19 protein-coding genes are annotated in these 24560 nt (G+C 72.3%); 11 read left to right on the top strand and 8 right to left on the bottom strand.

Annotated features, from left to right (window positions below; translation table 11 throughout):
* Position 1 precedes the first annotated feature (1 nt).
* Genes BSZ37_RS05625 through BSZ37_RS05610 form a run of 4 tightly spaced genes read right to left on the bottom strand, consistent with a single transcriptional unit; the run spans position 2 to position 5531 of the window.
* Positions 2–1474 (bottom strand): lipopolysaccharide biosynthesis protein, encoded by a 1473-nt coding sequence (locus BSZ37_RS05625; RefSeq protein WP_095509603.1) that lies wholly within the window; start codon positions 1472–1474, stop codon positions 2–4.
* Complete coding sequence (locus BSZ37_RS05620) at positions 1471–2376, bottom strand: sulfotransferase family protein (protein WP_095509602.1); 906 nt, start codon at positions 2374–2376, stop codon at positions 1471–1473. Before BSZ37_RS05620 ends, BSZ37_RS05625 begins: the two co-directional genes overlap by 4 nt.
* A gap of 23 nt (positions 2377–2399) precedes the next feature.
* A complete protein-coding gene (locus BSZ37_RS05615; RefSeq protein WP_095509601.1) occupies positions 2400–3260 on the bottom strand; it encodes an SLBB domain-containing protein in 861 nt (286 codons plus the stop codon).
* A gap of 3 nt (positions 3261–3263) precedes the next feature.
* Positions 3264–5531, bottom strand: coding sequence for a polysaccharide biosynthesis tyrosine autokinase (locus BSZ37_RS05610; RefSeq protein WP_095509600.1), 2268 nt, complete (start codon positions 5529–5531; stop codon positions 3264–3266).
* A 181-nt stretch (positions 5532–5712) separates the two neighbouring features.
* Here BSZ37_RS05610 and BSZ37_RS05605 point away from each other — a divergent pair, with 181 nt between their 5' ends.
* From BSZ37_RS05605 to BSZ37_RS05595, 3 genes are all read left to right on the top strand, one after another.
* On the top strand, positions 5713–7020 hold the full coding sequence (locus tag BSZ37_RS05605; protein WP_095509599.1) for an O-antigen ligase family protein: 1308 nt from the start codon (positions 5713–5715) through the stop codon (positions 7018–7020).
* An 82-nt stretch (positions 7021–7102) separates the two neighbouring features.
* Positions 7103–8506 carry a hypothetical protein gene (locus tag BSZ37_RS05600; RefSeq protein ID WP_095509598.1) on the top strand — a complete coding sequence of 468 codons (1404 nt, stop codon included), beginning with the start codon at positions 7103–7105 and terminating at the stop codon, positions 8504–8506.
* The gene (locus tag BSZ37_RS05595) at positions 8506–8733 is read left to right on the top strand and encodes a tetratricopeptide repeat protein (protein WP_179299497.1); all 228 of its coding nucleotides are present in this window, start codon (positions 8506–8508) and stop codon (positions 8731–8733) included. Before BSZ37_RS05600 ends, BSZ37_RS05595 begins: the two co-directional genes overlap by 1 nt.
* Before the next feature lie 157 nt (positions 8734–8890).
* Here the strand turns inward: BSZ37_RS05595 and BSZ37_RS05590 are convergent, their stop codons facing one another.
* A complete protein-coding gene (locus tag BSZ37_RS05590; RefSeq protein ID WP_095509596.1) occupies positions 8891–9955 on the bottom strand; it encodes an NAD-dependent epimerase/dehydratase family protein in 1065 nt (354 codons plus the stop codon).
* A gap of 26 nt (positions 9956–9981) precedes the next feature.
* The gene (locus BSZ37_RS05585) at positions 9982–10788 is read right to left on the bottom strand and encodes a WecB/TagA/CpsF family glycosyltransferase (protein WP_095509595.1); all 807 of its coding nucleotides are present in this window, start codon (positions 10786–10788) and stop codon (positions 9982–9984) included.
* Positions 10789–10945: 157 nt separating this feature from the next.
* On the opposite strand from BSZ37_RS05585, the gene BSZ37_RS05580 reads away from it, so the two are divergent.
* The 6 genes from BSZ37_RS05580 to BSZ37_RS05555 all read left to right on the top strand — a co-directional run bounded on the left by BSZ37_RS05580 (position 10946) and on the right by BSZ37_RS05555 (position 18543).
* The gene (locus BSZ37_RS05580) at positions 10946–11827 is read left to right on the top strand and encodes a hypothetical protein (RefSeq protein WP_143537567.1); all 882 of its coding nucleotides are present in this window, start codon (positions 10946–10948) and stop codon (positions 11825–11827) included.
* Positions 11824–12666: a 3'(2'),5'-bisphosphate nucleotidase CysQ family protein gene (locus tag BSZ37_RS05575; protein ID WP_095509593.1), complete on the top strand. Its 843-nt coding sequence runs from the start codon at positions 11824–11826 to the stop codon at positions 12664–12666. The genes BSZ37_RS05580 and BSZ37_RS05575 overlap by 4 nt, the downstream gene beginning before the upstream one ends.
* Positions 12654–14429 (top strand): SLC13 family permease, encoded by a 1776-nt coding sequence (locus BSZ37_RS05570; protein ID WP_095509592.1) that lies wholly within the window; start codon positions 12654–12656, stop codon positions 14427–14429. The genes BSZ37_RS05575 and BSZ37_RS05570 overlap by 13 nt, the downstream gene beginning before the upstream one ends.
* A gap of 23 nt (positions 14430–14452) precedes the next feature.
* On the top strand, positions 14453–15391 hold the full coding sequence (gene cysD, locus BSZ37_RS05565; RefSeq protein WP_179299495.1) for a sulfate adenylyltransferase subunit CysD: 939 nt from the start codon (positions 14453–14455) through the stop codon (positions 15389–15391).
* A 187-nt stretch (positions 15392–15578) separates the two neighbouring features.
* The gene (cysN, locus tag BSZ37_RS05560) at positions 15579–17534 is read left to right on the top strand and encodes a sulfate adenylyltransferase subunit CysN (protein ID WP_095512320.1); all 1956 of its coding nucleotides are present in this window, start codon (positions 15579–15581) and stop codon (positions 17532–17534) included.
* An 82-nt stretch (positions 17535–17616) separates the two neighbouring features.
* Complete coding sequence (locus tag BSZ37_RS05555; RefSeq protein WP_095509590.1) at positions 17617–18543, top strand: malectin domain-containing carbohydrate-binding protein; 927 nt, start codon at positions 17617–17619, stop codon at positions 18541–18543.
* A gap of 72 nt (positions 18544–18615) precedes the next feature.
* On the opposite strand, the gene BSZ37_RS21870 is transcribed toward BSZ37_RS05555, so the two are convergent.
* Positions 18616–19653 (bottom strand): site-specific integrase, encoded by a 1038-nt coding sequence (locus BSZ37_RS21870; RefSeq protein ID WP_095509589.1) that lies wholly within the window; start codon positions 19651–19653, stop codon positions 18616–18618.
* A 257-nt stretch (positions 19654–19910) separates the two neighbouring features.
* On the opposite strand from BSZ37_RS21870, the gene BSZ37_RS05545 reads away from it, so the two are divergent.
* A complete protein-coding gene (locus BSZ37_RS05545; protein ID WP_095509588.1) occupies positions 19911–20123 on the top strand; it encodes a helix-turn-helix domain-containing protein in 213 nt (70 codons plus the stop codon).
* 60 nt (positions 20124–20183) lie between these two features.
* On the opposite strand, the gene BSZ37_RS05540 is transcribed toward BSZ37_RS05545, so the two are convergent.
* Positions 20184–23372, bottom strand: a complete 3189-nt coding sequence (locus tag BSZ37_RS05540; protein ID WP_179299494.1) for a malectin domain-containing carbohydrate-binding protein — start codon at positions 23370–23372, stop codon at positions 20184–20186.
* Between the two features lie 406 nt (positions 23373–23778).
* On the opposite strand from BSZ37_RS05540, the gene BSZ37_RS05535 reads away from it, so the two are divergent.
* Positions 23779–24270, top strand: a complete 492-nt coding sequence (locus BSZ37_RS05535) for a helix-turn-helix domain-containing protein (protein ID WP_095509586.1) — start codon at positions 23779–23781, stop codon at positions 24268–24270.
* Positions 24271–24560: the final 290 nt, after the last annotated feature.

Here is a 24560-nt window from a genome sequence, read left to right as displayed (position 1 = left end):
GTCAGGTCTGGGGGTCGGGCGTGACGGCCTCCCGGGGCCCACGGATCGACCGGAGCAACCCGAGGGCCTCCGTCCGTGCCGTCGGCGCCAGGAGCTGGACGGTGCCGAGGTAGACGGCGCTGCCGAGCACGCCCGCCAGCGCCAGGAAGGCCACGTCCGGAAGAGGCGGTCGCGCCAGCCGGAGGGCCACGACGGCGGCGACGAGCCCCAGGGACCCAGCTGCGGCCGGGACGAACTGACGGACGTAGGCCCTGCCGCTCAGTGGGAGGACCCGCCCGATCAGCCACAGGCTCACCGGCGAGAACACGTAGGCCCGGACGGCGACGGCCGCGGCGACCGCCACGATCCCCCACTGCACGGCGACGGCGAACCCGACCACGGCCGCCACAACGCTCAGGGCCATCGCGAACAGGCTCCACGACGGCTTCCCGACGGCCACCAGCACGCTCCCGTTGAAGAACGTGACCGACGAGAGGACCCCGGCCACGGCCAGCCACATCATCACGGGCACGCTCGGCCCCCACTGCGGCCCGAAGAAGACCGGGATCACCTCCGGCGCTAGCGCCGCGAGGGCGAAGAAGGTCGGGAACGAGGCGAACGCGGTGTAGCGCGTCGCGCTGTAGAACGCGCGGAGGAGGCGCTCGGGCTCCTGCTGGAGCCGAGAGAAGACGGGGAACGCGACCTGCCGCGTCACCCCGGTGAGCACGTCGAGAAGCGTCGAGAGCACGCGGTACGCCACCGTGTAATACCCGAGCGCGACCGGCCCGAGGACGTAGCCGATCAGGAGGTCGTCCGAGTGCCGGCTCAGGAACGTCAACAGGCTGATCCCGACGGTGTGGACGGAGAACCCGAAGAGGTCGCGGGCGTGGCGGCCCGACGGTCCGAGGCCGGGGCGCCACTGGCTCATCGACCACAGCAGGGCCACCTCAGCCGCCTTGGCGGCGAGCTGCTGGCCGACGAGGCTCCAGACGCCGTACCCGGCGACGGCCATCCCGATCCCGACGACGCCCCCAGCAATGTTCGCCCCGATCGTCCGCGCGGCCAGCGACCGGAAGGCGAGGTCCCGCCGCATCAGTGCCGTCTGGACCGCGTTGAGCGAGTTCAGTAAGAACAGCGGCGAGAGCGCGCGGAGGATCGGCTCGAGCGCCGGCGTGCCGAGGCCCGCGGCGATCGGCTTCGCGAGCAGGAGCGTGAGCGCCGTCGCCGCGAGCCCCGTCGCCACGTTGATCCAGAACGCCGTCTCGAGGTGGCCCCGCTCCAGCTCGTCACGCTGGATGATGGCCTCGGCGAGCCCCTGCGCCACCACCACCTGGGCGAACGTGACGAACACGCCCGCGAGCGCGACGAGCCCGAAGTCCTCCGGCGACAGGAGCCGCGCCAGGAGGAGGAAGACGAGGAGGGAGAACAGCTTGCCACCCCACTTCTCCAGCGCCGACCAGAGCACCCCGGAAACGGCCTGCTGGCGGAGGCTCATCGGAGGGGGGGCGAGGGGGCGGGATCGGCCGGGGGACCGGCCTCGATGCTGGAGGGGTAGCCGAACGCGGCGAGGCGGTCCCCGCAGCGAGTGTCGAGGCGCCGGAGCGCGTCGTCGCCGAAGAACGACGTCCACGAGACGGCTCGGTCGCCGCGCGGCTGGAACGCGACGTTGAGCCGGTCGGCGATGTCGGCCTTCTGTTCGAGCCCGCACCGGGCGGCGAGGTCGGCCACGGCGCCCTCCTTGTCGGCCATGAAGTCCTCGTAACGGATGAGGCGGACGCGGTCGGCGTGGTCGAGGGCCACGTCGGCGATCGCGCTCCAGCGGCTGGCGAGGGCCTCGACGTGCGTCCCGCCCTCGAGCCCGAGCCACGCCCCGTCGACGACGAGACGCCACAGTGGGTTGACGCGGTCGGCCCAGCCCTCCGGCGGCGGCGCGTCGCCCGGGAGGCCCAGCCGGTTCAGCACGCTCCGGATGTTGTCGCGGGGGTCGCGGACGATCAGGACCACCTCGGCCTCGGGGAAGGCCCGGACGAGGTGGGGGTAGAGCAGCGACAGGTTCGGCTCCTTCACCAGGCCCCGCGAGAAGTCGAGGGCGTGACGCCGGAGGAACGCTTGGAAGGGGATGCTCCCGTCGTGGACGCCCTTCAGCCAGCTCGACGTGAGGTAGCGGAAGTCGAGCGTGGCCGAGAGCCCGGCGTACTGCGCGAGGAGCGCGGCGACCGCCGTCGTCCCGGCCTTCTGGTTGCCGAGCACGAGGACCGGCCGCGTCGGCACCGGGGTCATCCGGCCGATCGAGAACCACGCCGCCCGCTTCCCGGCCGAGAGGGCCGAGCGGATGGGGGGCGGAAGGCGGTCGCGGGCCCCGAGGGTCGGCCTCGGGGGCGGCGTGGAGGTGGGCATGGCGTCGGTCCGAAGGGAGAGGGCTAGTTGCCGGTCCCGGAGAGCCGGTCGATGGCGAGAGCCACAACGCCGACCGCGCTGATGACCTGGATGGCGTCGCGCCAGCTGATGGTCCGCCGCGACCGGGCCTCGGTCACCACGACGTCGCCGTCTTGGAGCGTCGGGAGGACGACGCCCGCCGTCGGCTCGAACGAGCCCTCATAGACGAGCTCCGTGCTCCCACCGCGCGGGCGGTGCAGCCGGATCGTCACCACCGTCCGGGTGTCGGCGGGCATCGTGCCGAGGGTGGGCCCGCCGGCGAGGGCGAGGAGCGGGCCGAGGCCGGTCCCCTCGCTGACCTCGTAGAGCCCCGGCGACCGGACGGCCCCGAGGACCTGGACCCGGACCGACGCCGTCCCCGGGCGGACGTAGTAGAAGGAGCTCGCGTTCGTGTCGGCGCTCTCGATCCGACCGCTCGCGACCTCGATGAGGAGGACGTCGCCGTCGAGGACCGGGGGCGTCGAGACGCTCCCGACGAGCTGTTCGAGCGGGGCCTGGAACGCGAGCTCCTGGCCCGCCGCGCCCGACCGGTAGAGCTTGACCGCCGTCTCGGCGCGCGTCCCGGACGGCGTCGTGCCGAGGGCGGGCCCGCCGGCGAGGGCGAGGAGCGGGCCGAGGCCGGTCCCCTCGCTGACCTCGTAGAGCCCCGGCGACCGGACGGCCCCGAGGACCTGGACCCGGACCGACGCCGTCCCCGGGCGGACGTAGTAGTATGCCTCGGCGTTCGACGCCATCGACTCAGCCCGGCCGATCACGGACTGCGCCCCCGCACCGGGCGCGAGGGCCAGGGTGGAGAGGACGACGGTGAGGAGAAGGCGCGAGTGGGGAAGAAGAAGGACGCGCACGATTCAGTTGACTCGGAGGTCGTGGTAGGAGGCGTAGTGCCGTTCCCGGTAGCCGTAGGTGCTCTTGTAGCGAGCCTCGGCCGGGTCGAATTGGTTGAGGACGACGCCGATGACGTGCCCGCCCGCGTCCTCGAGCTCGCGGCGCGACTGGGCGAGCGCCTCGGTGTCCGTCTGGCCCGAGGACACGACGAGCAGGCAGGCGTCGCTCTGCGAGGCGAGGAGGGCCGCGTCGGAGGCGACCATCATGGGTGGCGTGTCGATCACGATCGTGTCGAACCGAGACCGGAAGGCGCCGAGGAGTTCGCGGAGCCGCTCCGACGTCAGGAGCTCCATCGGGACCTCCACGGGCGTGCTGGTGGCGAGCGCGTAGAGGTTCCAGACGGGCGTGAACGCGCCCTCGACGAGGGCCTCCGCGTCCTCGAGCGACCCGTCTCGGTCGATCAGGCTCTGGAGGCTCGGCCCTCCGTCGACGCCCAGGTAGCGGCCCACGGACGGGCGCCGGAGGTCGGCGTCGATCACGAGCGTGCGCCGGTTCGCGCGGGCCATCGTCGCGGCGAGGTTGAGCGCCGTCGTGCTCTTGCCGGCCCCCACCTCGGGGCTCGTCACGAGGACGACTTCCACGACGCGGTCGGGGCGGCTGAACTGGATCCGCGAGTAGAGGTGCCGGTACGCCTCGGCCGCCGCCGACTGCGCGTCGAGCACGGCGACGACGTTGCCCATCGGCCCGCCTTCGGCGGCGGCGGCGTGGTCCTCCACTTTCGGGATCACCCCAAGCAGCGGCATTCCCAGCGCCTCGATGTCCTCTGGCGTGTGGACCCGGGCGTCGATGCGGGAGCGGGCGAGAGCCGTGCCGAACCCGAGCAGGAGCCCGAGCAGGGCCGCCAGCCCGAGCACCTGGACCGGGCCCCGGTTCAGGGGCGCGTCGGGCGTGGTCGCGCGGCGGAGCAGCTGGAGCGACCCGATCTCGGAGTTCTCCGCGATCGTGATCTCCTGGAGCGTGTTCGCGAGGTATAGGTAAAGCTGCTCGGCCGAGGCCCGCTTCCGCTCGAGCTGGCCCACGGCCACGGACTGGCGCGGGATGGACTGGCGGCGAGCGGCGTACGAGCCGAGCTGGCCCCGCTGCGCCGCGATCTGCGCCTCGAGCCCCGTGATCGCGATCCGGTCGTCGATGAGCCGGCGCTCGAGTTCCGTCGCGTAGCTGATCCCGGAGCTGGCGTCGCCCGCGTTCGACCCGCCTGCGGCGAGGGTCTCTTGGACGTACTGGGCGGAGAGGTCGTCGACGCGCTGCCGCCACTGGGCGATCTCGTCGCGGAGCGGCCGCGCCCGGGGGTCGCTGGGGTCGGACCGCGCCTCGGGGGTGTTCTGGTAGAACTGCTCAAGGCGGGTCTCAAGCGTGGCGATCTGGGTCTGGGCCGCCTCGATCTCGCGGTCGACGCCCGAGGCGACGCGCCGCGCGAGCCCGGGCCGGATCCGCCCGAGCTCCGTCTCGGTCGCCCGCACGGAGGCCCGGCGCGCCTGGAGCGCGGCCGCCGCCTCGCGCACCGACGACGCCAGCCGCGCGCCGTCATTGACGACGGCGGCCGCCTCGGCGTCGAGCCCCGCCGTGCCCTCTCGGCTCATGAAGCCCGCCAGGGCCCCCTCGGCGTCGCGGAGGTCGGCCTCGGCCGACGCCAGCCGCTCCTCAGCGAACGCGCGGGATTCGGCCAGGCGGCGCTTGCTCTCGTTGCGGGCGTGCGCGATGGCGACCTCGGCGTAGACGTCGGCGATCCGGGCCGCCTCGCGCGGGTCGGTGCTCGTGGCCGCGATCCCGATGGCGTTCGGCTCGTACGCCGTGAACTCGACCGTCGCGCGGAGCTGCCGCGCCAGGGCCTCGGGCGACTCTGCCCCGGCGGGCCCGGCCGCCGTGCCGGACCCACCGAGGAGCTGCGCGGCCACCTCCTGTGCCAGCGCAGAGGATTCCCGGAGCATCAGGAGCTGCTCGTCCGGCCCCTCCTCCGTCGGCCCGGGGACGAACCCGAGGGAGAGCGCGTCGTCGGGGTCGTTGGGGTCGGACTCTTCCGACAACAGCACGCTCTCGGCGCGGTACATGTCGGGCGTGAAATAGAGGTACGCCCCGGCGATCGCGAGGGCGAGCGCGATGCTTCCGGCCACGATCAGCCAATGGCGGCGGAGCAGCCTCGACAGGGACTGGAGGCCGGACCGGAGCCCGCCACCGGGCGCCGGGGCGTAGAGGAGCGGGTCGCGGGACGAGGAGGTAGGCGTGATGGACATCGGCGGGGGTCGCGGACCAGGTCAGGGCAGGAGCCAGGGCGGAGCGGCGGGCCTCCTGCTTCCCATCGGCTGTCGGTTCCTCGTCTCGAGGGCCCGGGGGTGCAGAAAGGGCGCCCACCCCGATCGATTCTGCGCAGCGCCCGGGGCGCGACGACCCCATGACCACCCGTCCGCCTCGCTCGTGCCCTCTGCCACCGCCCTCGCGCTCCCCTCCGCCCCGGCTCGCACCGGCGACCGTTACCTCGTCGGTCTGGGGTGGCTCCTCCTCGCCTACGCCCTCCTCGGGCGCGGGGCGGCCTACCTCGGCGTGCCGCCCGTCTACGTCGGCGAGCTGGCGATGGGGATCGGGCTGATCACGGCCGGCGCGCGCCTCAGTCTCGCCGCCCGGACCCCGCTGGTCCAACTCCTCGTCGTCTTTATGCTTTGGGGCGCCGCGTGTACCGCCCCCTACCTCTCGACGTACGGCGTCGCCGCCCTCCGGGACGCAGCGCTCTGGGGCTACGGGTGCTTCGCCATCGTCGTCGCGGCCCTGCTCCTCGAGGACCCCGAGCGGCTCCGGGACGTCATCCTTCGCTATCGCCGCTTCGTCGTCGTGTTCGGGGCGCTGGCGTGGCTCGTGCTCGCGATCAAAGGGCAGGGCCTCGCGCTGCCGCGCGTGCCCGGCACCGACATTGCGATCGTCGAGGTCAAGAGCGGCGACACGCTCGTCCACGTGGCGGGCGCGGCGGCCTTCCTGCTCGTCGGGCTGGGGCGCCCCCGCCTCGTCCTCATCGCGCTCCTCGCCGTCACGCCACTCCTCGCCAACCGGGCCGGGATGCTCTCGTGTGCCGTCGGCGTCGGCATCGCCGTGGCGCTCACCCCGTTCGCCAGCAAGCCCGCCCGGCTCGTCTACCTCGGTCTCGTCGCGCTCGTCGCGCTGGCCCTCTTCCAGCCGACGGTGACCCTCGGCGACCGGACCGTCTCAGGCGACATCGTGGTGGAAAAGATCGAGAGCATCGTCGCGCCCGAAGACACCGGGCGGCTCAGCAACACCCGCGAGTGGCGCCTCGAGTGGTGGTCGAAGATCGTTGGGTACACCGTCGGCGGGCCCTACTTCTGGGCCGGCAAGGGCTACGGCGTCAACCTGTCCGTCGACGACGGCTTCATGTCGGCGGCCGGCGAGTCGCTCCGGAGCCCGCACAACAGCCACATGACCGTGCTCGCGCGCAGCGGTGTGCCGGGCTTCCTGCTCTGGGCGGCCCTCCACCTCGGCTGGCTCGCCTCGATGCTCGTCCACTACGCCCGGAGCCGTCGCGCGGGCGACCGGACCTGGATGGCCGTCTTCGCCTTCCTCATCGCCTACTGGACCGCGCTCATGGTCAACGCCAGCTTCGACGTGGTCCTCGAGAGCCCGATGGGGGCGATCTGGATGTGGACCCTGTTCGGGACCGGCGTCGCGGCGATGGTCATCCACACGCAACGCCCCGAGGTCCTCACGGCGACCGACTGAGGCCGGCGCTCGGCCGAGGCGGCCCGCGCCCCCTGTTCCCCGGCCGAGGCCGCCGGTGGCCTCGGCATCTCTCCGAGCCCCCATGCGCCCTCCTCGAGCGCGACTCGTCTCCCTCGTCGCCCTCCTCGTGGCCGGCGGCGCCTCCGCACAAGACTCGGCCGAGGCGGGCGCACCGCTCGGCGAGGTCCTGTTTCCCGTCTCCTGCACCGACGGGGGGCAGCGGGCATTCGACCAGGGTCTTCTCCTCCTCCACCACATGACCTACCCGCTGGCGCGGGAGGCATTCGGGCGGGCGGCCGAGATCGACCCGGACTGCGCGATGGCCCATTGGGGTGTGGCGATGACCCTCTTCCAGCCGCTCTGGCCCACCCGTCCCGGCCCGGCGGACCTCCAACGGGGATGGGCCGCCGTCCGACGCGCGGAGGCGCTCGCCCTGGCGACCGAGCACGAGCGGCTCTTCGTCGCCGCGGCCGCCGCGTTCTTCGACGGCCCCGAGGCCGGGGACTACTGGGACCGGATCGGCCGGTGGGGACGGGCCTCGGAGGCGCTCTCCCTGGCGTTCCCCGACGATCCGGAGGCGACCGTCTTCTACGCCCTGTCCCTCCTCGCGACGGCCCCGGCGGTCGCCGACGCACACGAGCGGCAGGACCGCGCCGCGGCCCTCCTGCTGGGCGTCCTCGGCGACTACCCGCTCCACCCCGGCGCGAGCCACTACCTCCTCCACGCCAACGACACGCCGGGGCGCGAGCACGAGTCGCCCGACGTCGTCCGCCACTACGCCGCGGTCGCCCCCGACAACCCCCACGCGCTCCACATGCCGACCCACATCTACACCCGGCTCGGGGAGTGGGAGGCCGTCGTCGAGGGGAACCTCCGCGCCGCCGACGCGGCCCTCCGCTACCCCGCCGGCGACGAGGGCCAGTACGTCTGGGACGAGTTTCCGCACGCCATCGAGTACCTCGTCTACGCCGACCTCCAGCGGGGCGACGACGACGCGGCGGCCGTCCAGATCGAACGACTTCGTGCGACGCCGCACCTGGAGCCGTCGTCGAAGACGGCGTTCCACCTAGCCTCGATCCCGGCCCGGTACGCGCTCGAACGCGGCGCGTGGGACGACGCGGCGGCGCTCACGCCGCGCCCGTCCGACGCGATCGACTGGGACCGCTTCCCCTGGCCGGAGGCGGTGACGTGGTTCGCCCGGGGGCTCGGCACCGCCCGCCTGGGCCGCCTCGACGGCGCCGTGCAAGCGCTCGACCGGCTGGAGGCGCTCGAAGGCGTCGCGGAGGAGGCCGGGGAGACGCTGTTCGCGCGGCAGATCCGGATCCTGCGGCTGGGCGTCGCGGCCTGGGCCGCCCAGGCCCGAGGGGAGGAGGCCCTGGCGGTGGAGCAGATGACGCAGGCGGCCGACCTCGAGGCATCCACGCCCAAGCCCCCGGTTACGCCCGGGCCCACGCTTCCCGCGTCCGAACTCCTCGGCACCTCATGATGGAGCAGGGCCGACCCGGGGAGGCCCTCGAGGCATACGAGCGCTCGCTCGACCTCTACCCGCGCCGTTTTAACGGCCTGCTGGGTGCGGCGCGTGCGGCGCGTGAGCTCGGAGAGCCGGCCGCGGCGCGGGCGTTCTACACCGAGCTCGTGGAGAGCAGCGCCGACGGGTCCACACGAGAGGGGCTGGCCGAAGCTCGCGCCTTCCTCTCCGCCTCGCCCCACTGAGGGACACCCTGAACTCGGCTGGGTCGTAGGTCACCGCGCGGTCGAACCGCCGGCGAGTCCGTGGCGCGCCCTTGCCGTTCTACTGGGCGCTATCTCGCCCAAAAAACATCGTCGGGGCGGCCTCTCAGTCCCGAGGCCGCCCCAACGACGATTGGCGTCACGCGGGTAAGATGTCGACGAGGGCGCCATCGCCTGAAGGCAGCTTCCCCACCGCCTCGAGCTTGGCCCGGAGCTGGCCCTCAATCCACTCGTACGTCCGCGCGACGCCTTCCTCAAGTGGGATGCCCGGCTCCCACCCAAGGATCTCACGGAGCTGCGTGTTGTCCGAGTTCCGCCCACGGACCCCCTGGGGCCCGTCGATGTGCTCGTGGACCACGTCGACACCGGCCGCCTCGGCGGCGATGTCGCACAGCTCGTTGATCGTGACCATCCGGTCCCGGCCGAGGTTCAGCGGCTCCCGATAGTCGCTCATCATCAGCCGGTAGACCCCCTCGCAGCAGTCGTCGACGTGCATGAACGACCGCGTCTGCTCGCCGTCGCCCCAGATCTCGACGGTCGGCGGGCCGCCGGGGGCGCCCTCCTTGCCGCCGAGGAGCTTGGCGTAGGCCACCTTCCGCATCATCGCGGCCGGCGCCTTCTCCCGGCCGCCCTCCCACGTCCCCAACTCACCGTAGACGTTGTGGAACCGGACGGTCCGCGTCTCCATGCCGTAGTCGCCGGCGTAGTAGTGGCAGAGGAGCTCGGTGAACAGCTTCTCCCAGCCGTAGGCGTCTTGCGGCGCGGCCGGGTACGCGTCGCTCTCCCGCAGCGGCGTCACGTTCGCCTCGGTCTGGAGGTGCTCCGGGTAGACGCACGCGCTCGACGTGTAGAAGTAGCGCTCCACGCCAGCCTTCCGCGCCGCCTCGATCGTGTGCGTGTTGATGAGGACGTTGTTGTGGAGGATCAGGCTGTGGTTGGCCGAGATGAACCCCATCCCGCCCATGTCGGCCGCGAGGGCGTAGACGTGGTCGATCTTGCGTCCGTCAGGCGCCGGGCGCAGCGACTCCAGGCAGGCGTCCCAGCGGCGGAGGTCGAGGATGTCAAACTCGTCGGCGGCCGTCGGCTCGTACTCGGGGTGCTTGAGGTCGACGCCGCGGACCCAGTAGCCACGGTTCTTGAGGTAGGTCACGAGGTGGTGGCCGATGAAGCCACCGGCCCCGGTGACGAGCACGCGTTCGTTCATGATGCGTAGAGGGGAGGGGAAGAGGGTTACGCCGCGCGCAGCTGGTGCCGCGCGAGCTGGTGCCCGAAGCGGACGACGAAGCGGGGGACGATCCGGGCGTAGCGGCGCCACAGTCGGCGCGGCTCGACGGCCAGGCGGAAGGCCCACTCGAGCCCCGCGCGCTGGAGCGCCGGCGGGGCCTGCCGGACGCGGCCGGCGTGGAAGTCGAAGGCGGCCCCGACGGCGACCATCACGGCCGGAATCCGCCCGCGGTGGGCGGCACACCACCGCTCCTGCTTCGGGCAGCCGATCCCCACGAACACGATCCGGGCGCCGGACGCGACGATAGCGGCCGTGTCGGCCTCGTCCTCCTCCGGTGTCGGAGGGCGGAACGGGGGCGAGATCGCGACGGCGACGCGGAGCCGAGGGAAGGTCCGCGTGAGGAAGGCCTGAAACGCCTCGAGGCTCTCGGGCGTCCCGCCGTAGAGCCCGATCGGCGTGCCGGCGGTCTCGGCGGCGGCACAGAGCCGGAGCGTCAGGATGGGGCCGTAGACCCGGCTGGCTTCGGGAATGCCGAGCCGGCGGAGCGCCCACACGAGGGGCATCCCGTCCGGCGTGTTGAGGTCGGCCTCGTTCAAGACGTCCCGGAACGAGAGGTCCTCGCTCCCCTCAATCACGCCGTGGACGCTCGTGGCGCAGACGTACGCGGAGCGCCGCTCGCGCGCCCACTGCATGACGAGTTGGGTCGCGCCGTCGTAGCTCGTCGCGTCGACGCGCGCCCCGAGGACACGCCTCGACGGCGGCGCCGGGACGGACACGGGAGGGGGAGCGGAGGGGGAGAGGGCCAGGTCCATGCGGACTCAACGAGGAGAGCGTCTGTGGGCCCCTTCGTCGCGGGCCCCGGCCTGTGCAGACACGCCCCTCGGCGGAACCGGGCCTCGTTCGGATTTCCGCGCCCCGCCGTGGCCGAGACGAGACTGGCGTGTGAGCTCTCCTAGCCCCGCTTCCCCGATGGCATCGTCTTCCTGGGACTGGACCGCCCAACGCCGCGTGCGCTTCTACCTCCGGCAGGCTGTCCGGCACTTTCCGAGGGTCTACTTCCCATTGATCCGCCACAAGAAGCGGCCGTACATGCTCATCAACGGCGTTCGCATGGTTCACACCGGCGTCGTCCACGACCGGACGCGGATCGTGATCGAGGGGTACCCGCGGTGCGGCAACACGTTCGCCACCGTCGCCTTCCAACTGGCGCAGGGGACGCCCGTCGAGGCCGCGCACCACCTCCACGCCGAGGCCCAGATCGTCGGGGCGGCCGCGGCCGGCATCCCGACCATCCTCCTCATCCGCGACCCCGAGGAGGCCGTCGTCTCCAACGCGCGGTCCTTCGGGTACCCGCTGAAGACGGCCCTCCGCGACTACGTCCTCTTCTACCGCCGCGTGCTCCCGTACCGCGAGCACGTCGTCGTGGCGGACTTCCAGGACGTCACGAGCGACTTCGGCGCCGTCGTCGGCGCCGTCAACGCCCGCTTCGGGACAGACTTCGCCCCCTTCGACCACACGGACGCCGAGGTCCAGCGGTGCTTCGCCGTCATCGACGAGTTCTACCGACGCACGGCGCCTGAGCCCGGACGGACCGTCGCGCGGCCCTCTGGGCAGCGGCAGGTCGGAAAGGACGTGCTCCGCACGGCCTTCAACCTCCCGAGCCACCGCGCGCTCCGCGACGAGGCCTACCGTCTCTACCACGCGCTGGTACAGGCCCCCGCCTCCCTCTCCGTGGCCTCCCGTGGGGACGGCGCGGCCGGTCGTGTCGCTTGGGCCATGACCCGACGGAGCCCGCCTCGGGGCTCTGCCGCCCCGGGTCACCGCACGGCCCCGCCCCACCCGGACCAATGACGGACCGCCGCCCGGGGCCGCCCGTCGAACTCGTCCGCCGCCTCGCGACGGCCGGCGGCGCGATCGCCCTCGCCCACTACGGCCATGCCGCGCCGCTCGGGGACGACGCCCTCGCGGCGGCCCGAGCCGCCGCCGAGGCCTACCTCCGGGATCGGCTGGCCCGGCTCCCCCCCGGCGTCCCGGTCGTCTCGGCCGACGCGGTCCAGGAGCGGCACGAGTCGGCCCACCAGTGGTGGTGCGTCGACCCGCTCGGCGGGAGCGCCGAGTTCCTGCAGCGGACGGGAGCGTTCACCGTCGACGTCGCCCTTATCGAACGAGGCCGGCCCGTCCTCGGCGTCGTGGTCGCCCCGGCGTGGGGACGCGCCTATGCCGCGGCGCGCGGGCGGGGCGCCCACCGCGTCGACGGCGACGGCCCGCCGGTACCCATCCGCATTCGCCACGCCGATCCGCGCCGGCTCACGGTCGCCGTGGGCTCGTCTTCAGAGCGACCGCCTGCCGCCGACCTGGCCCTCCGGCTCTACATGGGCGGCGTCCGCGTCACGTCGCGCCGCGCGGGCTCGTCCCTCCCGTTCTGCCTCGTCGCCGAGGGGGCGGCCGACCTCGCCCCCCGCGCGGCCCAGACGCCGGCCTGGGGCATGGCCGCGGCCCAGGCGATTCTGGAGGCGGCCGGTGGGCGGCTCACGGACCTCGCCGGCCGGCCCCTGGCGTACTCCATGTCGGCCCCGTCCGCCCCGGCCATCGTCGGGTCAGGCGATCCCGACCTCGACTGGCATCAGTACGTCTCGGCCCCCGTGCAGGCCACCTCTCTAGCTCCTCCCCCTCCCGTATGGGCGGCCTGACCTGGGCGGCCTGGGCGACGCTCGCCGTCGTCGGGGCCATGCTCTACGCGCTCGTCCGCGACCTCGCCCGGGCCGACCTCGTCCTCGTCGGAGCCGTCGGCGTCCTCGTGGCCCTCGGCGTGCTCTCCCCGCAGGACGCCTTCGCGGGGTTCGCCAACCCGGCCGTCATCGCCGTGGCCTCGCTGTTCGTCCTGGCGGCAGGCGTCCAGAACACCGGTGCCCTTGGCTTCGCCGATCGGGCCCTGTTCCCGCGGCAGGGCGGCCTGACGCGATCCGTCGCCCAGATGGGAGGCCTCCTCGGCGTCATGTCGGCCGTCCTCAACAACACGCCGATCGTCGCGATGGTCACGCCGCGTGCGCAGGCGTGGTGCGAACGGGCGGGCATCCCGCCCTCGAAGGTTCTCATGTTCGTGGCCTACTCCACGACCGTCGGTGGGACGCTCACGCTCATCGGTACGAGCACGAACCTCGTCGTGACCGGTCGGATGGCCGAGGCCGGCCTCGAGCCCCTCGGCATGTTCACTCAGACGCCAGTGGCCCTGCCGGCGGCCCTCGCCGCCCTCGCCGTGATGGCGCTCGTCAGCCACCGCTTCCTCCCCGGCCGCCGGGCCGGGGACGGCCCCGTCGGCGACGGACTCGGCCGCTGCCTCTTCGAGGTTCGCGTGCCCACGGGCTCGCCTCTCGTGGGCCAGACGATCGAAGAGGCCGGGCTCCGCTCGCTCGAGACGGCCTACCTCGTCCACCTTCGCCGCGACGACGACCTCGTCCCCGCGACGCCCGAGTCCGCCCTCCGTGCCGGCGACACCCTCACCTTCCAGGGGAGCGCGCGGGCGCTCGACGGGCTCCTCGACCGGCCCGGCCTCGCCCGCGCTGTCGAGCCCGTCTCCACCCCGCTCCTCGAGACGCTCCCCCTCTACGAGGCCGTCGTCGCCGAGTCGTCGTCGCTCGTGGGGAGAACGCTCCGGGAGGCCGAGTTCCGCGAGCGCTACGGCGGCGTGGTCCTCGCCATCCAGCGGGCCGACGACGCCCTCACGGGCCGCCTCGGCCGCACGCCGCTCCACTCCGGCGACCTCCTGGTGGTCGAGGCGGCGAACGGGTTCGAGAAGGAGTGGAACGCGCGCCGCGACGAGTTCTACCTCGTGGCCCCCCGCCGGCCCGAGCGCCCACGACCTCAGCCCCGGAAGGCCCCACTGGCGCTGGCCATTCTCGGCACCGTCATCGCGCTGGCCGCCGCCGGCATCGTCCCCATCGACCGGGCGGCGTTTGTCGGGGCCCTCGCCATGATCGCGACCCGATGCCTCCGAGGACGCGACGCGCGCGAGGCCGTCCAACTCCCGACGCTCGTCGTCATCGCGATGGCGCTCGGGGTTGGGAAGGCCCTCGAGACCACGGGCCTCGCGGTCACCTTCGCCGACGCCGTCGTCGGGGTGGCAGGCCCTGCCGGCCCGTTCGGCGTCCTCATGGCGCTCTACCTGGTGACGGTCGTCCTGACCGAGCTCATCACGAACAACGCCGCCGCCGCGCTCATGATCGGGATGGGTCTGGAGGCGGCCGCTCAGGCGGGCGTCTCGCCCACCGTCTTCGGCGTCGCCATCGCGCTCGCGGCCTCGTCCGGCTTCCTCACGCCGTTCGGCTACCAGACCAACCTCATGGTCATGTCCGCCGGCGGCTACCGCTTCGCCGACTACGTCCGCGCCGGCGCGCCGGTCTCGCTCGTCTACAGCGCGACCGCTCTCCTCACCATGAAGCTGCTCTGGTTTTGACCCCGACTCCCATGCCCCTGGAAATGCTCGCTCCCGCCCCGTCCGCGCCCGCCCGCTTGGCGGCCTCGCCGTCTTCCCACCTCCGGACGCTCGAGGCGGAGGCGATCCACGTCATGCGCGAGGTGGCCGCCCAGTTCGAGCGGCCGGCCCTCCTGTTCTCCGGCGGGAAGGACTCGATCCTCATGGTCCACCTCGCCCGGAAGGCGTTCCACCCCGGGCCCGTCCCGTTCCCGCTCCTCCACGTCGACACGGGCCACAACTTCCCCGAGACCCTCGCCTTCCGCGACGCCCTCGTCGCCGGGCTCGGGCTCCGGCTCGAGGTCGCCTCCGTCCAGGGGGCCATCGACGCCGGCCGCGTCGTCGAGGAGACGGGGCCGGAGGCCTCCCGGAACGGGCTCCAGATCGTCCCGCTCCTCGACGCCCTCGCCGAGCACCGGTTCGACGCGGCGTTCGGGGGCGGGCGGCGCGACGAGGAGAAGGCCCGGGCGAAGGAGCGGTTCTTCTCGGCCCGCGACCGGTTCGGCCAGTGGGACCCGAAGAACCAGCGGCCCGAGCTCTGGGACCTCTACAACGGGCACCGCCACGTCGGCGAGACGTTCCGGGTGTTCCCGCTCTCGAACTGGACGGAGATGGACGTGTGGCAGTACGTGGCGCTCGAGGGCGTCGGGCTCCCCGCGCTCTACTTCGCCCACGAGCGGGACGTGTTCGAGCGGGGGGGGACGCTCCTCGCCGTGACGGAGTTCGCCGGGCCCCAGGCCGGCGAGGCCGTGAGGCGGGAGACCGTCCGGTTCCGGACGGTCGGCGACGCGACGTGCACGGGGGCCGTCCGGAGCACGGCGTCGACGCTCCCGGAGGTCATCCGGGAGGTGGCCGCGGCGCGGCAGACGGAGCGGGGGGGGCGCCACGACGACAAGCGGTCGGAGGCGGCCATGGAGGACCGGAAGAAGCAGGGCTATTTCTAGAACCAGGGCCATTTCTAAGAGGGACGTCGAGGGATGAGCCCATCGCTCGTCCTCACCCATCCCACATCCCCGATCCCGCACCCCGCTCTCGACCATGCAGACCAACGGCACCGACCCCGCCCGCCTCGCCGCCGAGGCCGGCGCCCCCGACGGCCCCCCGGTCGACCCCTCCGACGGGTACCTCGACATGGACCTCCTCCGGTTCACGACGGCCGGGAGCGTCGACGACGGGAAGAGCACGCTGATCGGCCGGCTCCTCTACGACTCGAAGTCGATCTTCGAGGACCAGCTCGAGGCCGTCTCGGAGGCCTCGCGGGCCCGGGGGACCGACGACGACGGGGTCCCCGACCTCGCGCTGCTGACGGACGGGCTGAGGGCCGAGCGGGAGCAGGGGATCACGATCGACGTGGCGTACCGGTACTTCGCGACGCCGCGGCGGAAGTTCATCATCGCCGACACGCCGGGCCACGTCCAGTACACGCGGAACATGGTCACGGGGGCCTCGACGGCCGACCTCGCGATCATCCTGGTCGACGCCCGACGCGGCGTCCAGACCCAGTCGAAGCGGCACGGCTTCCTGGCGTCGCTCTTGGGCATCCCCCGCCTCGTGGTCGCCATCAACAAGATGGACCTCGTCGACTACGCCGAGGAGGCCTACGACGCCGTGGTGGAGGAGTACACCGCGTTCTCGGCCAAGCTCGGCGTCCACGACGTCCGGTTCGTGCCGGTCTCGGCGCTCAAGGGCGACAACGTCGTCGAGCGGAGCGAGCACATGGACTGGTACGAGGGCCCGACGCTGCTCTACCTCCTCGAAACGATCAACGTCGCGGCCGACCGCAACCTCGTCGACTTCCGGTTCCCCGTCCAGACCGTCATCCGGCCGCACCAGGACTTCCGCGGGCTCGCTGGGACCGTCGCGTCGGGAGAGGTCCGGCCGGGCGACGCCGTCCTCGCCCTCCCGTCGGGCCGCGAGAGCCGGATCCTGAGCGTGACCACCTTCGACGGCGAGCAGCCTCGGGCGGCCGCCGGCGAGCCCGTCGTGATCGAGCTGACGGACGACCTTGACGTCTCGCGCGGCGACATGCTCGTCCGCACGGGGAACCTCCCGACGGTCGCGAGCGCCGTCGACGCCATGGTGTGCTGGATGAGCGAGACGCCCCTCGAGCCCGGCCGCCACTACCTCCTCCGCCACACGACCCGCGAGGTGAAGGTCTTCGTCGACGAGATCGTCTACCGGGTCGACGTCGACACGCTGCACCGCCAGCCGGCCGCCGCGCTCGGGCTCAACGACATCGCGCGCGTCCGCCTCACGACGGCGGCCCCGATCTTCTTTGACCCCTACGCCATCAACCGGAAGACCGGCGGGTTCATCCTCATCGACCCCTACTCGAACGGGACGGTCGCGGCCGGCATGATCCGCGGCGCTGCGCAAGACCCCGACGACGTCGCTCGGGAGGCCGCGCGCCTCGACGGACAGGCACCCCCGGTGGCGCCCCCGAGCGGCGACGGGCGCGGCGCGGGCTCGCCGGTCCTCGCGAGGCCGTCCTCCCCGGACGTCGTGTGGGAGGCGGACGACGTGCCGCTGGCGGAACGCGAGGCGCACAATGGCTGGCGTGCGGGGGTCGTCTGGCTCACGGGCCTCTCGGGCTCAGGCAAGACGACGATCGCCCGACACGTCGAGCGGCGTCTCCAGGCGGCCGGCGTCCAGACGGTCCGGCTCGACGGCGACGCCCTCCGCCACGGGCTCAACGGCGACCTTGGCTTCGACGCGGCCGACCGCGCCGAGGCCGTCCGCCGCACGGGCGAGGTCGCCCGTCTGCTGGTGGACCAGGGGCTCGTCGTCCTGTGCGCGCTCGTCTCGCCGTCGGCGGCCGACCGCGCCCGGGTCCGGGCGCTCGTCCCGGAGGGCCGCTTCCTCGAGGTCTACGTCGAGGTCGACGTGGAGACCGCGCGAGCGCGTGACCCGAAGGGCCTCTACGCCCGCGCGGACCGCGGCGAGATCGAGGGGTTCACCGGCGTCTCGGCCCCGTACGAGCCGCCGCCCGCTCCCGACGTGGTCCTCCCCACCGCGTCGGCCTCGATCGAGGCGTCGGTCGAGACGCTCTGGCGGCGACTCGTCGAGGCCGGCATCGCCCCGGGGTAACGCCGACGGGCCCCGCGCCGATCCTGCATCGGCGGGCTCGTGGAACGATTGGGAATCATCTCCTTCCCCACCTCCCACCCCCATGCCTACGGCTTCCTTGCCTGTGGTTTCGGTCGGGCTCGCTCACCTCCGGTGCGCGCTCCTCGGTCTCCTTCTCGTCGGTCTCCTCGCCGGCCCCGCCCAGGCCCAGTCGTCGTCCCCGGAGGACGACCCCGTCGAGGAGGTCATCGCACGAATCAACGCGGGCGGTCCCGCCCTCATGGCGAACGGCGCCGAGTGGGCGGCCGACACGTCGGCCGACGACGGCCGGCCGTCGGTGAACCGCGTCCTGACGGAGATCGCCGGGACCGACGCGGACAGCCTCTACCTCACCGGCCGGACTTCGACGGGCCGCCGTGAGCGGTTCGCCTACCGGATCGCCGTCCCGGAGGCCGGCCTCTACATCCTCCGCCTCCACTTCGCCGAGATCTACTGGGGCGTCCCCGGCGGCGAGCCCGGCGGCGTCGGCTCGCGCGTGTTCGACGTGGACGCCGAGGGCCAGACGATCATCGACGACTTCGACATCACGGCCGAGGCCGGCCCGGCCACGGCCGTCGTCAAGCAGTTCACGGTGTACGTGGCCGAGGACGACACGCTCGACGTCGGGTTCTTCGCCTCGGTCGACCAGCCGCACGTGGCGGCCATCGAGGTCTCCCGCCCCGTCGCCCGGACCACGGCCGCCGCCCCGCCGCCGTCGCGGCTCACCGTCGGCCCGCCCGTGCCGAACCCCTCGGCCGCGACGGCGACGCTGCGCCTGACGCTGCCCGAGGCGGCCACCATCGAGCTCGCCCTCTACGACGTGCTCGGCCGCCGCGTCTGGTCGTCCACGACGGCGCTCTCGGCCGGGACCGACCGGCCCCTGCCGGTCGACGTTCGGGGCCTCGCGACGGGGGCCTACGCCTATCGTCTCCGAGCCGTCATGGCCCACGGCGACGCGGCTGCGTCCGGAACGATGTCCGTCGCCCGCTAGCGGGCCGGAGCCGTGGGGCGAGCGCGCGCCGTGGTCGCGCGCTCGCCTCAGAGCGTCCCAACGACGGGGGCGTCAGACCAGCGGCGCGGCCTGGGCCAGGACGCGCGCCCGGGTCAGGTTGACGAGGTACTCGAGGACGGCCTGGTGCGTCCGCCGGTACTCCTTGCTGCTCACGGCCGCGATGTGACCGTTGAGCGCCTCACGGAAGGACAGGTCGGGTGTCCCCGCCCCGGTGAGCTGGTCCCGTAAGATGTCCCCGACCGCTCTGAAGTAGGCCAGGTAGAGGTTCGGGCTGATCCCACGACGGCCGACGTAGAGCCCCTCCATATCGTGTCGGACCCGCGCGAGTGCGTGCTCGATATACGACTGGACCAGCACCGTCAGATTTCGACCGTCGACGTCGTCGGCGTCGGCCGTGGCCTCGCCGGAGATTTCGCCCCGGCGCGCGAGCACGTTCCGGATGCACAGCGCGAGGTCCGGGAGCGACACCGCCGGCGCGTAGAGGGGGTGCGACGCGAACAGCTCCGCGAGCTCGCCGACGACGTCACGCATTGGCCCGCTTGAGCCGAGCAACCCGTGCAGGTGGGCCTCGAGCACCTCCGGCGGCATCAGCGGCCTCGCCTTCTGGTCCGGCGTCGCGTCGAGGAGTTCGACGAGGTACGTCCCGCGCACGCGGTGGAGGCTCAGTCGATCGTGCTCGCCGACGTGCTGCTTCAGCGTCCGGATCAGGCGCCCCACGGTGGGGTCGCTCTCGCGGTATCGCCGGAAGAGCCCCTCATTGACCACGCTGAACACGAGCCGGCGCACCGCGATCGCGAGGCCGGCGTCGTCGAGCGACTCCCAGCCGATCGACTGGGCGTAGCCGCGGAGGCGGACCAGGCGGCCCTCGTCGTCGCGGCGGAAGAGGTCGGCGAAGCAGTCGAGGGCGAGGTCCTCGACCCGAAGGTCGAACTGGTCAAGGCGAAGCCGCCCCGAGTGGGTTCGGCGCAAGAGGTAGGCCGTCGCGATCTGACGGCTGTGTTCAACGAACGCGTCGGTCGCCAGCCGAGACGGCTGGTCGCCGACGAGGTCGGCGAAGGTGCGCCGGAGTGACGCAGGAGCAAGAGACATGGTCAGCGGGGAAGGGGACCGAGTCTCGTAGTCGGGGGCCAGCGAGACTTTGGGGAAGTCCAGAGCGCGGCCCTCGTCGTTATTGGGCCGGGCCGGGATGTAACGACCATCATAGAGCCGTGGGCCGTTAGCGGAATGCCCGCCTAACCCCCGCTTCGGCCTGCGTTTTTGGCGCGGTTCCGGACGCATCAGTGCGTCTATTCTCACCCCTCGTCCACTCCGTTGGCGTACTCCGCCCCCGCCACGTACCCCGCCGCATGTCCCCATCCCTCGAAGACGCCGTCGAACGGTTCGTTCGCTACCCCGACACGCTCCGACCTGAGGAGCGGGAGGCGATCGCCCGCCTCATTGAGGAGGACGTCACCGCCCGCGAGCTTGCCGCGTTCTACACCGCGTTCTACGCCGACCTGGACGGCGTCCCCGATGGGCACGGCCCGACGGGGCCCGGCGAAGGACCGACGCCCGGGTAATGCGCCGGGGCCCGCCTGACTTCCGTCCGGCGGGCCCCGACTCCTTCTCAACGCCCGTCCTTAGCGGGCCAGCGTCAGCCGCTGCACGGCAGCCTGGCCATCCGCCAGCAGCCGGACCACGTAGACCCCGGCCGGGAGCCCGGCCCCCTCGAACGCGACCTCGTGCCACCCGGCGAACTGGCTCCCGTCCTCGAGGACGGCCACCGGCCGGCCGAGCAGGTCGAGCACGTCGATCCGCACGTCGGAGGCCTCAGGCAGGGCGTACCGGAGCACGGCCCGCCCGTGCGTGGGGTTCGGGCTCGGGCGCTCGAGCGTCACCACGTCGGGGAGCGCGCTGCTCCGCGCCACGATCGTCTCCGGGGCGGTCAGGGCGACCGGGGGCTCCTCTGCCAGCGACGCGTCCAACGCATGGCGGACGACGATGGCGGAGACGATGGGGCCCTTGGTGTCCTGGAGGAACCGGAGGTCGAGCGTCCCGTCGGCCACGACTACGGTCGCCGTGAGGTCGTACGCCCGGCGGATCCCGGCCGCTGCGAACACGTCGACGTTGGAGAGGACCTCAGTCCCCTCGGCCTCGATGTCGAAGCGGCGGTCCCCGGCTCCGTTGTAGACGAACTCGGCGAACCGGAACGTCACCTCGTACGTCCCGTCGGGGACGGGGACGCTGTAGGCGAACCGGCCGGCCCGGGCCGTCTGGTACAGCGCGTCGTCGGTCGTCCCAGAGATCGGGGCGTCGGTCGACTTGATCCGCCCGCTCGTGTAGAGGCGGTCGGCCTCGTACGCCGTCCCGTCGCCCGCCGTGAACGCGTCGCCTCCCGCGTTCACTGCAAACGCGATGGGGCCCGCCGGGGACGCCGTCGGGGCGTGGACCACGATGGCGGAAACGAACGGCCCCTTGGTGTCTTGGAGGAACCGGAGGTCGAGCGTCCCGTCGGCCACGGCCACGGTCGCCGTGAGGTCGTACGCCCGGTTCGCCCCGGCCGCCGCGAACACGTCGACGTTGGAGAGGACCTCAGTCCCCTCGGCCTCGATGTCGAAGCGGCGCTGGCCCGGCCCGTCGTAGACGAACTCGGCGAACCGGAACGTCACCTCGTACGTCCCGTCGGGGACGGGGACGCTGTAGGCGAACTGGCCGGCCCGGGCCGTCTGGTACAGCGCGTCATCCGTCGTCCCGGCGATGGGCGCGTTCGTCGATCGGGTCCGCCCGCGTGTGTAGAGCCGGTCGGCCTGGTACGCCGTCCCGTCGGCCGCCGTGAACGCTCCGCCGCCCGCGTTCACCGCGAAGACCACGCCGCCCGTCGGGCCCGGCTGCGGACCGGGCTGCGGCGTGGTCTTCGCGGTGAACGCGGGCGGCGGGCTCCCACCCAGTTCGTGCGCCCCGATGGATCCGCCGGACGCCGGCCGGGTCGCGCCGAACGCGTCCGTCAGGATCGGGGCCACGCCCGAGGGGAGGGCGACGGCCCGCCCGGCGTACTGGCTCCCCAGGCTCAAACGCCACCCGTTGACCGGGTCGAGCGGGTTCTGGATCGTCGGCTGCAGGAGTTGCGTGACGTGCCCCCCCCCGTCGAAACCGACCGGCTCCTGCCACTCGTCGAGCGCGTTCGCGTAGAGCGCGTCGCACCCGTTGCACGACGGCGACACCATGAAGTTGGCCTCGTTGCGCAGGATCTCGAGCGGGTTCCGGAACGTGTAGGCGTTGCCGTCGACCCGGTTCGTCTGCACGCGCTGCCACGGCGAGCCGGGGTCCGACGCCGGCCCGCTCCCGAGGATCATGATCTCGCGGCCCGCGTCGGCCGCGAGCGCGTTGTACAGAAAGAGGTTGTTGTAGACGACGCTCCCGGTGGACGTTCCGCGGTTGTCTCCGCCGACCCGGAGGCCGGACCCCTGGTTGCCAAGGACCGTGTTGTAGGCGACGAGGTTGCCGTCGCTCACCGACAGCGAGATCCCAATGCCGTTCCAGATCGAGCTGTAGTGCCGGGTCCGGGTGACGACGTTGTTGTAGATCCGGTTGCCGTCGGAGTGGAGCTCGATTTGGATTCCCTGCTTCAGGTTGCGGTCGACCCGGTTGCCGTAGATCTCGTTGCCGCTGGCGTTCTCGTCGAGCCAGATCCCGGCCCCGTCGTTGTCCGCGTACGTGTTGTATCGGATCGTCGAGTTCGTGGTGCCCGTGATCTTGCCGCCGCCGCCGTGCGACCGGCCGCCCTCGTCCTGCCACCACTTCCAGTGGTTGCCGCGGACCTCGGAGTACTCGACGGTGCAGTTGTCGCACCCCTGCACGCCGATCCCCTCGATGCCGTTGTGGCTCGAAATCACTCCGCGGACAAGTTGGTCGCGGCCGGTGAGTTGGATGCCGCCGGCGTTGTTCCAGACGACCTCGACCTCCTCGATCCGGCTCCCGCGGGCGCCCGTGCAAACGGCCATCCGCTGGCGCTTCGCCGTCGAGTGCATAAAGCGGAGCAGGAGCACGCGGTAGTACCCGTCGTCGGACCGGGTGCAGACGTCGCGGCTCTCGGGCTGGAAGAGCAGGTCGCGCTGGCCGACCTCGACCAGCTGGGTGTTCGGGTTGGCGCCGTCGGGCGTCTTGATGTAGACGGCGGTGGGGTTCGAGTCGGAGCCCTGGACCCAGAACTGGCCGGGCGCGATGGACGGCTTCGACGTCCCGCTGAGCTGCCGGAGCACGGTCCCGTTCACGACGAACAGCTCGCGGCGCCGGTCGGCGAGGTGCGTGCCCTCCGACGGGAGCGCGTCCCAGGTCCAGGCGTGTCGCCACGAGCCGTCGCTCTGCTGGACCCACCCGGCGTACCCGCTGCCGGGCCGGTTGACGACGTCCGCGCCCGAGACCGTCACGGTCTCGCCGGGGTACGCGGAGAAGGTGACGAGGCGGCCGGCCTGCCCCGCGGTGCGGGGGCGGATCTCTTCGCGGTACGTCCCCGACCGGATGAGGACGGCATCGCCGGGCAAGAGCTGGCCGGCCCGGTTGGCCCTCGAGATCGTCTTCCACGGTCTGCTCTTCGTCCCGGGGTCGCTGTCGTTCCCGGTGGCCTGGTCTACCCAGTACAGGGTGCCGTTCCTGGAGAGGACGGTTTCTACGTTGTTACACCCCCCCGTCACGTCGTCGTAGAGCCGGCCCGTCCCGCAGTCGCGGTGGAAGGTTTGGGCTTGAGACGACGGGACGAGGAGGAGGATGAACGCCGTGACGGCGAACTGGACGAGCGTGCGGCTGGTCCTCCCAGCGGCAAGATGACGCATAACGACAGGGGACAGGTGTGGTGGTGGGGGTTGAGGGCCCATCGCTCCGGACTCCCAGAGCAGAACGCGGCCTCGTGCCGGGGCCGAGTCCTCTATCGGCCGCCGACCTGGGGAATTTATCTAGGAGGATCCCCGGGGACAACAGTGTGCCCTCCCGTCCAAGATCGGGCCAGCCTGATGGTGAGATGGGGGGCTGCCTTGTCAAAAGGGAAAGGTGATAGAGACTCGCTTCAGTTGACCGCCCCTGCAGACGCCACGCGTTCCAGCAGTCCCCGCTGGTCGGAACGAATCGCTGATCAGCAGGGGGCTGCCGTCCCCTCGCTAGCACACACGCGCCCCGTTCATTTTGGGCCGGGCGGTAATGATGGGCTAGAGTTTTCGTAAGCCGGCAGCTCCGCCACGTCGCATGTCCGCGTACTCCCACGACCTCCGCCAGCGCGTCCTCAATGCCGCGCTCCGCGGCGACGCCACCGAACAGGCCGTCGCCAATCGGTTCGGCGTCAGCCGGTCGTTCGTCCAGAAGCTGAAGCGGCTTCACCGTACGAAGGGCTCCATCGCCCCGTCCCGCGCCCGCCGCGGGCCCCGGCCGCGCCTGACCGAGGCGGACCTCGACGCCCTCGAGCGGTGGCTCGACCAGGACCCAGACGCCACCGGAGCCGACCTGGCCGACCGGCTCGCGCGAGAGCGCGACGTCGAAGTGAGTCGCTCGACAGTCAATCGCGCGATCCGTGACGCCGGCCTTCGGTCAAAAAAAAAGACTGCTCCGACCGTTCGTAGGCCACGGCCGCTCGTCGCTGGCTCCCGATCGCTCGCCCCCCCGGTCCCCCTCGTCGAGGCGACGTGGCTCGATTTCGGTGCGGCCGAGAACGAGGACCGCTGGCAGCCTACGAATTTGTGAGTCGCCACTTCAGGAGCCCAGGCCATCGAGATCCTCTTCCCCGCGCCTCTGATGGGGCCCGGGCTTCAACTCGAGGCCCGGCGGAGAGGACGAGGTGCGGGCCTCGGGAATTCCTCGCGCTCCCACTCCCACCCCATTAGCCTCGGCCCCTCACCGGCTGGTTGTTCATAAAATGTTAATTACTCGGAGCGGTCGACGGGCCGGCGGCAGGCAAATGGGCGCCGCCGCCTTGCTCCTTTTGGCCCTGGCGGCGGTCCCATTCGAACCCGCGCCTCCCTCCCACTCCTCCG

Source organism: Rubrivirga marina (assembly GCF_002283365.1).
Lineage (GTDB): Bacteria > Bacteroidota > Rhodothermia > Rhodothermales > Rubricoccaceae > Rubrivirga > Rubrivirga marina.
Note: the sequence above shows the minus strand (reverse complement) of the source record. Positions and strands in the feature narration are given on the sequence as shown.

Bases quoted from the DNA above. Each gene is read 5' to 3' on its own strand.
- BSZ37_RS05625 (WP_095509603.1), bottom strand. From the start codon at position 1,474: ATGAGCCTCCGCCAGCAGGCCGTTTCCGGGGTGCTCTGGTCGGCGCTG.
- BSZ37_RS05620 (WP_095509602.1), bottom strand. From the start codon at position 2,376: ATGCCCACCTCCACGCCGCCCCCGAGGCCGACCCTCGGGGCCCGCGAC.
- BSZ37_RS05610 (WP_095509600.1), bottom strand. From the start codon at position 5,531: ATGTCCATCACGCCTACCTCCTCGTCCCGCGACCCGCTCCTCTACGCC.
- BSZ37_RS05600 (WP_095509598.1), top strand. From the start codon at position 7,103: ATGCGCCCTCCTCGAGCGCGACTCGTCTCCCTCGTCGCCCTCCTCGTG.
- BSZ37_RS05595 (WP_179299497.1), top strand. From the start codon at position 8,506: ATGGAGCAGGGCCGACCCGGGGAGGCCCTCGAGGCATACGAGCGCTCG.
- BSZ37_RS05590 (WP_095509596.1), bottom strand. From the start codon at position 9,955: ATGAACGAACGCGTGCTCGTCACCGGGGCCGGTGGCTTCATCGGCCAC.
- BSZ37_RS05585 (WP_095509595.1), bottom strand. From the start codon at position 10,788: ATGGACCTGGCCCTCTCCCCCTCCGCTCCCCCTCCCGTGTCCGTCCCG.
- BSZ37_RS05580 (WP_143537567.1), top strand. From the start codon at position 10,946: ATGGCATCGTCTTCCTGGGACTGGACCGCCCAACGCCGCGTGCGCTTC.
- BSZ37_RS05575 (WP_095509593.1), top strand. From the start codon at position 11,824: ATGACGGACCGCCGCCCGGGGCCGCCCGTCGAACTCGTCCGCCGCCTC.
- BSZ37_RS05570 (WP_095509592.1), top strand. From the start codon at position 12,654: ATGGGCGGCCTGACCTGGGCGGCCTGGGCGACGCTCGCCGTCGTCGGG.
- cysD (WP_179299495.1), top strand. From the start codon at position 14,453: ATGCTCGCTCCCGCCCCGTCCGCGCCCGCCCGCTTGGCGGCCTCGCCG.
- cysN (WP_095512320.1), top strand. From the start codon at position 15,579: ATGGACCTCCTCCGGTTCACGACGGCCGGGAGCGTCGACGACGGGAAG.
- BSZ37_RS05555 (WP_095509590.1), top strand. From the start codon at position 17,617: ATGCCTACGGCTTCCTTGCCTGTGGTTTCGGTCGGGCTCGCTCACCTC.
- BSZ37_RS21870 (WP_095509589.1), bottom strand. From the start codon at position 19,653: ATGTCTCTTGCTCCTGCGTCACTCCGGCGCACCTTCGCCGACCTCGTC.
- BSZ37_RS05545 (WP_095509588.1), top strand. From the start codon at position 19,911: ATGTCCCCATCCCTCGAAGACGCCGTCGAACGGTTCGTTCGCTACCCC.
- BSZ37_RS05540 (WP_179299494.1), bottom strand. From the start codon at position 23,372: ATGCGTCATCTTGCCGCTGGGAGGACCAGCCGCACGCTCGTCCAGTTC.
- BSZ37_RS05535 (WP_095509586.1), top strand. From the start codon at position 23,779: ATGTCCGCGTACTCCCACGACCTCCGCCAGCGCGTCCTCAATGCCGCG.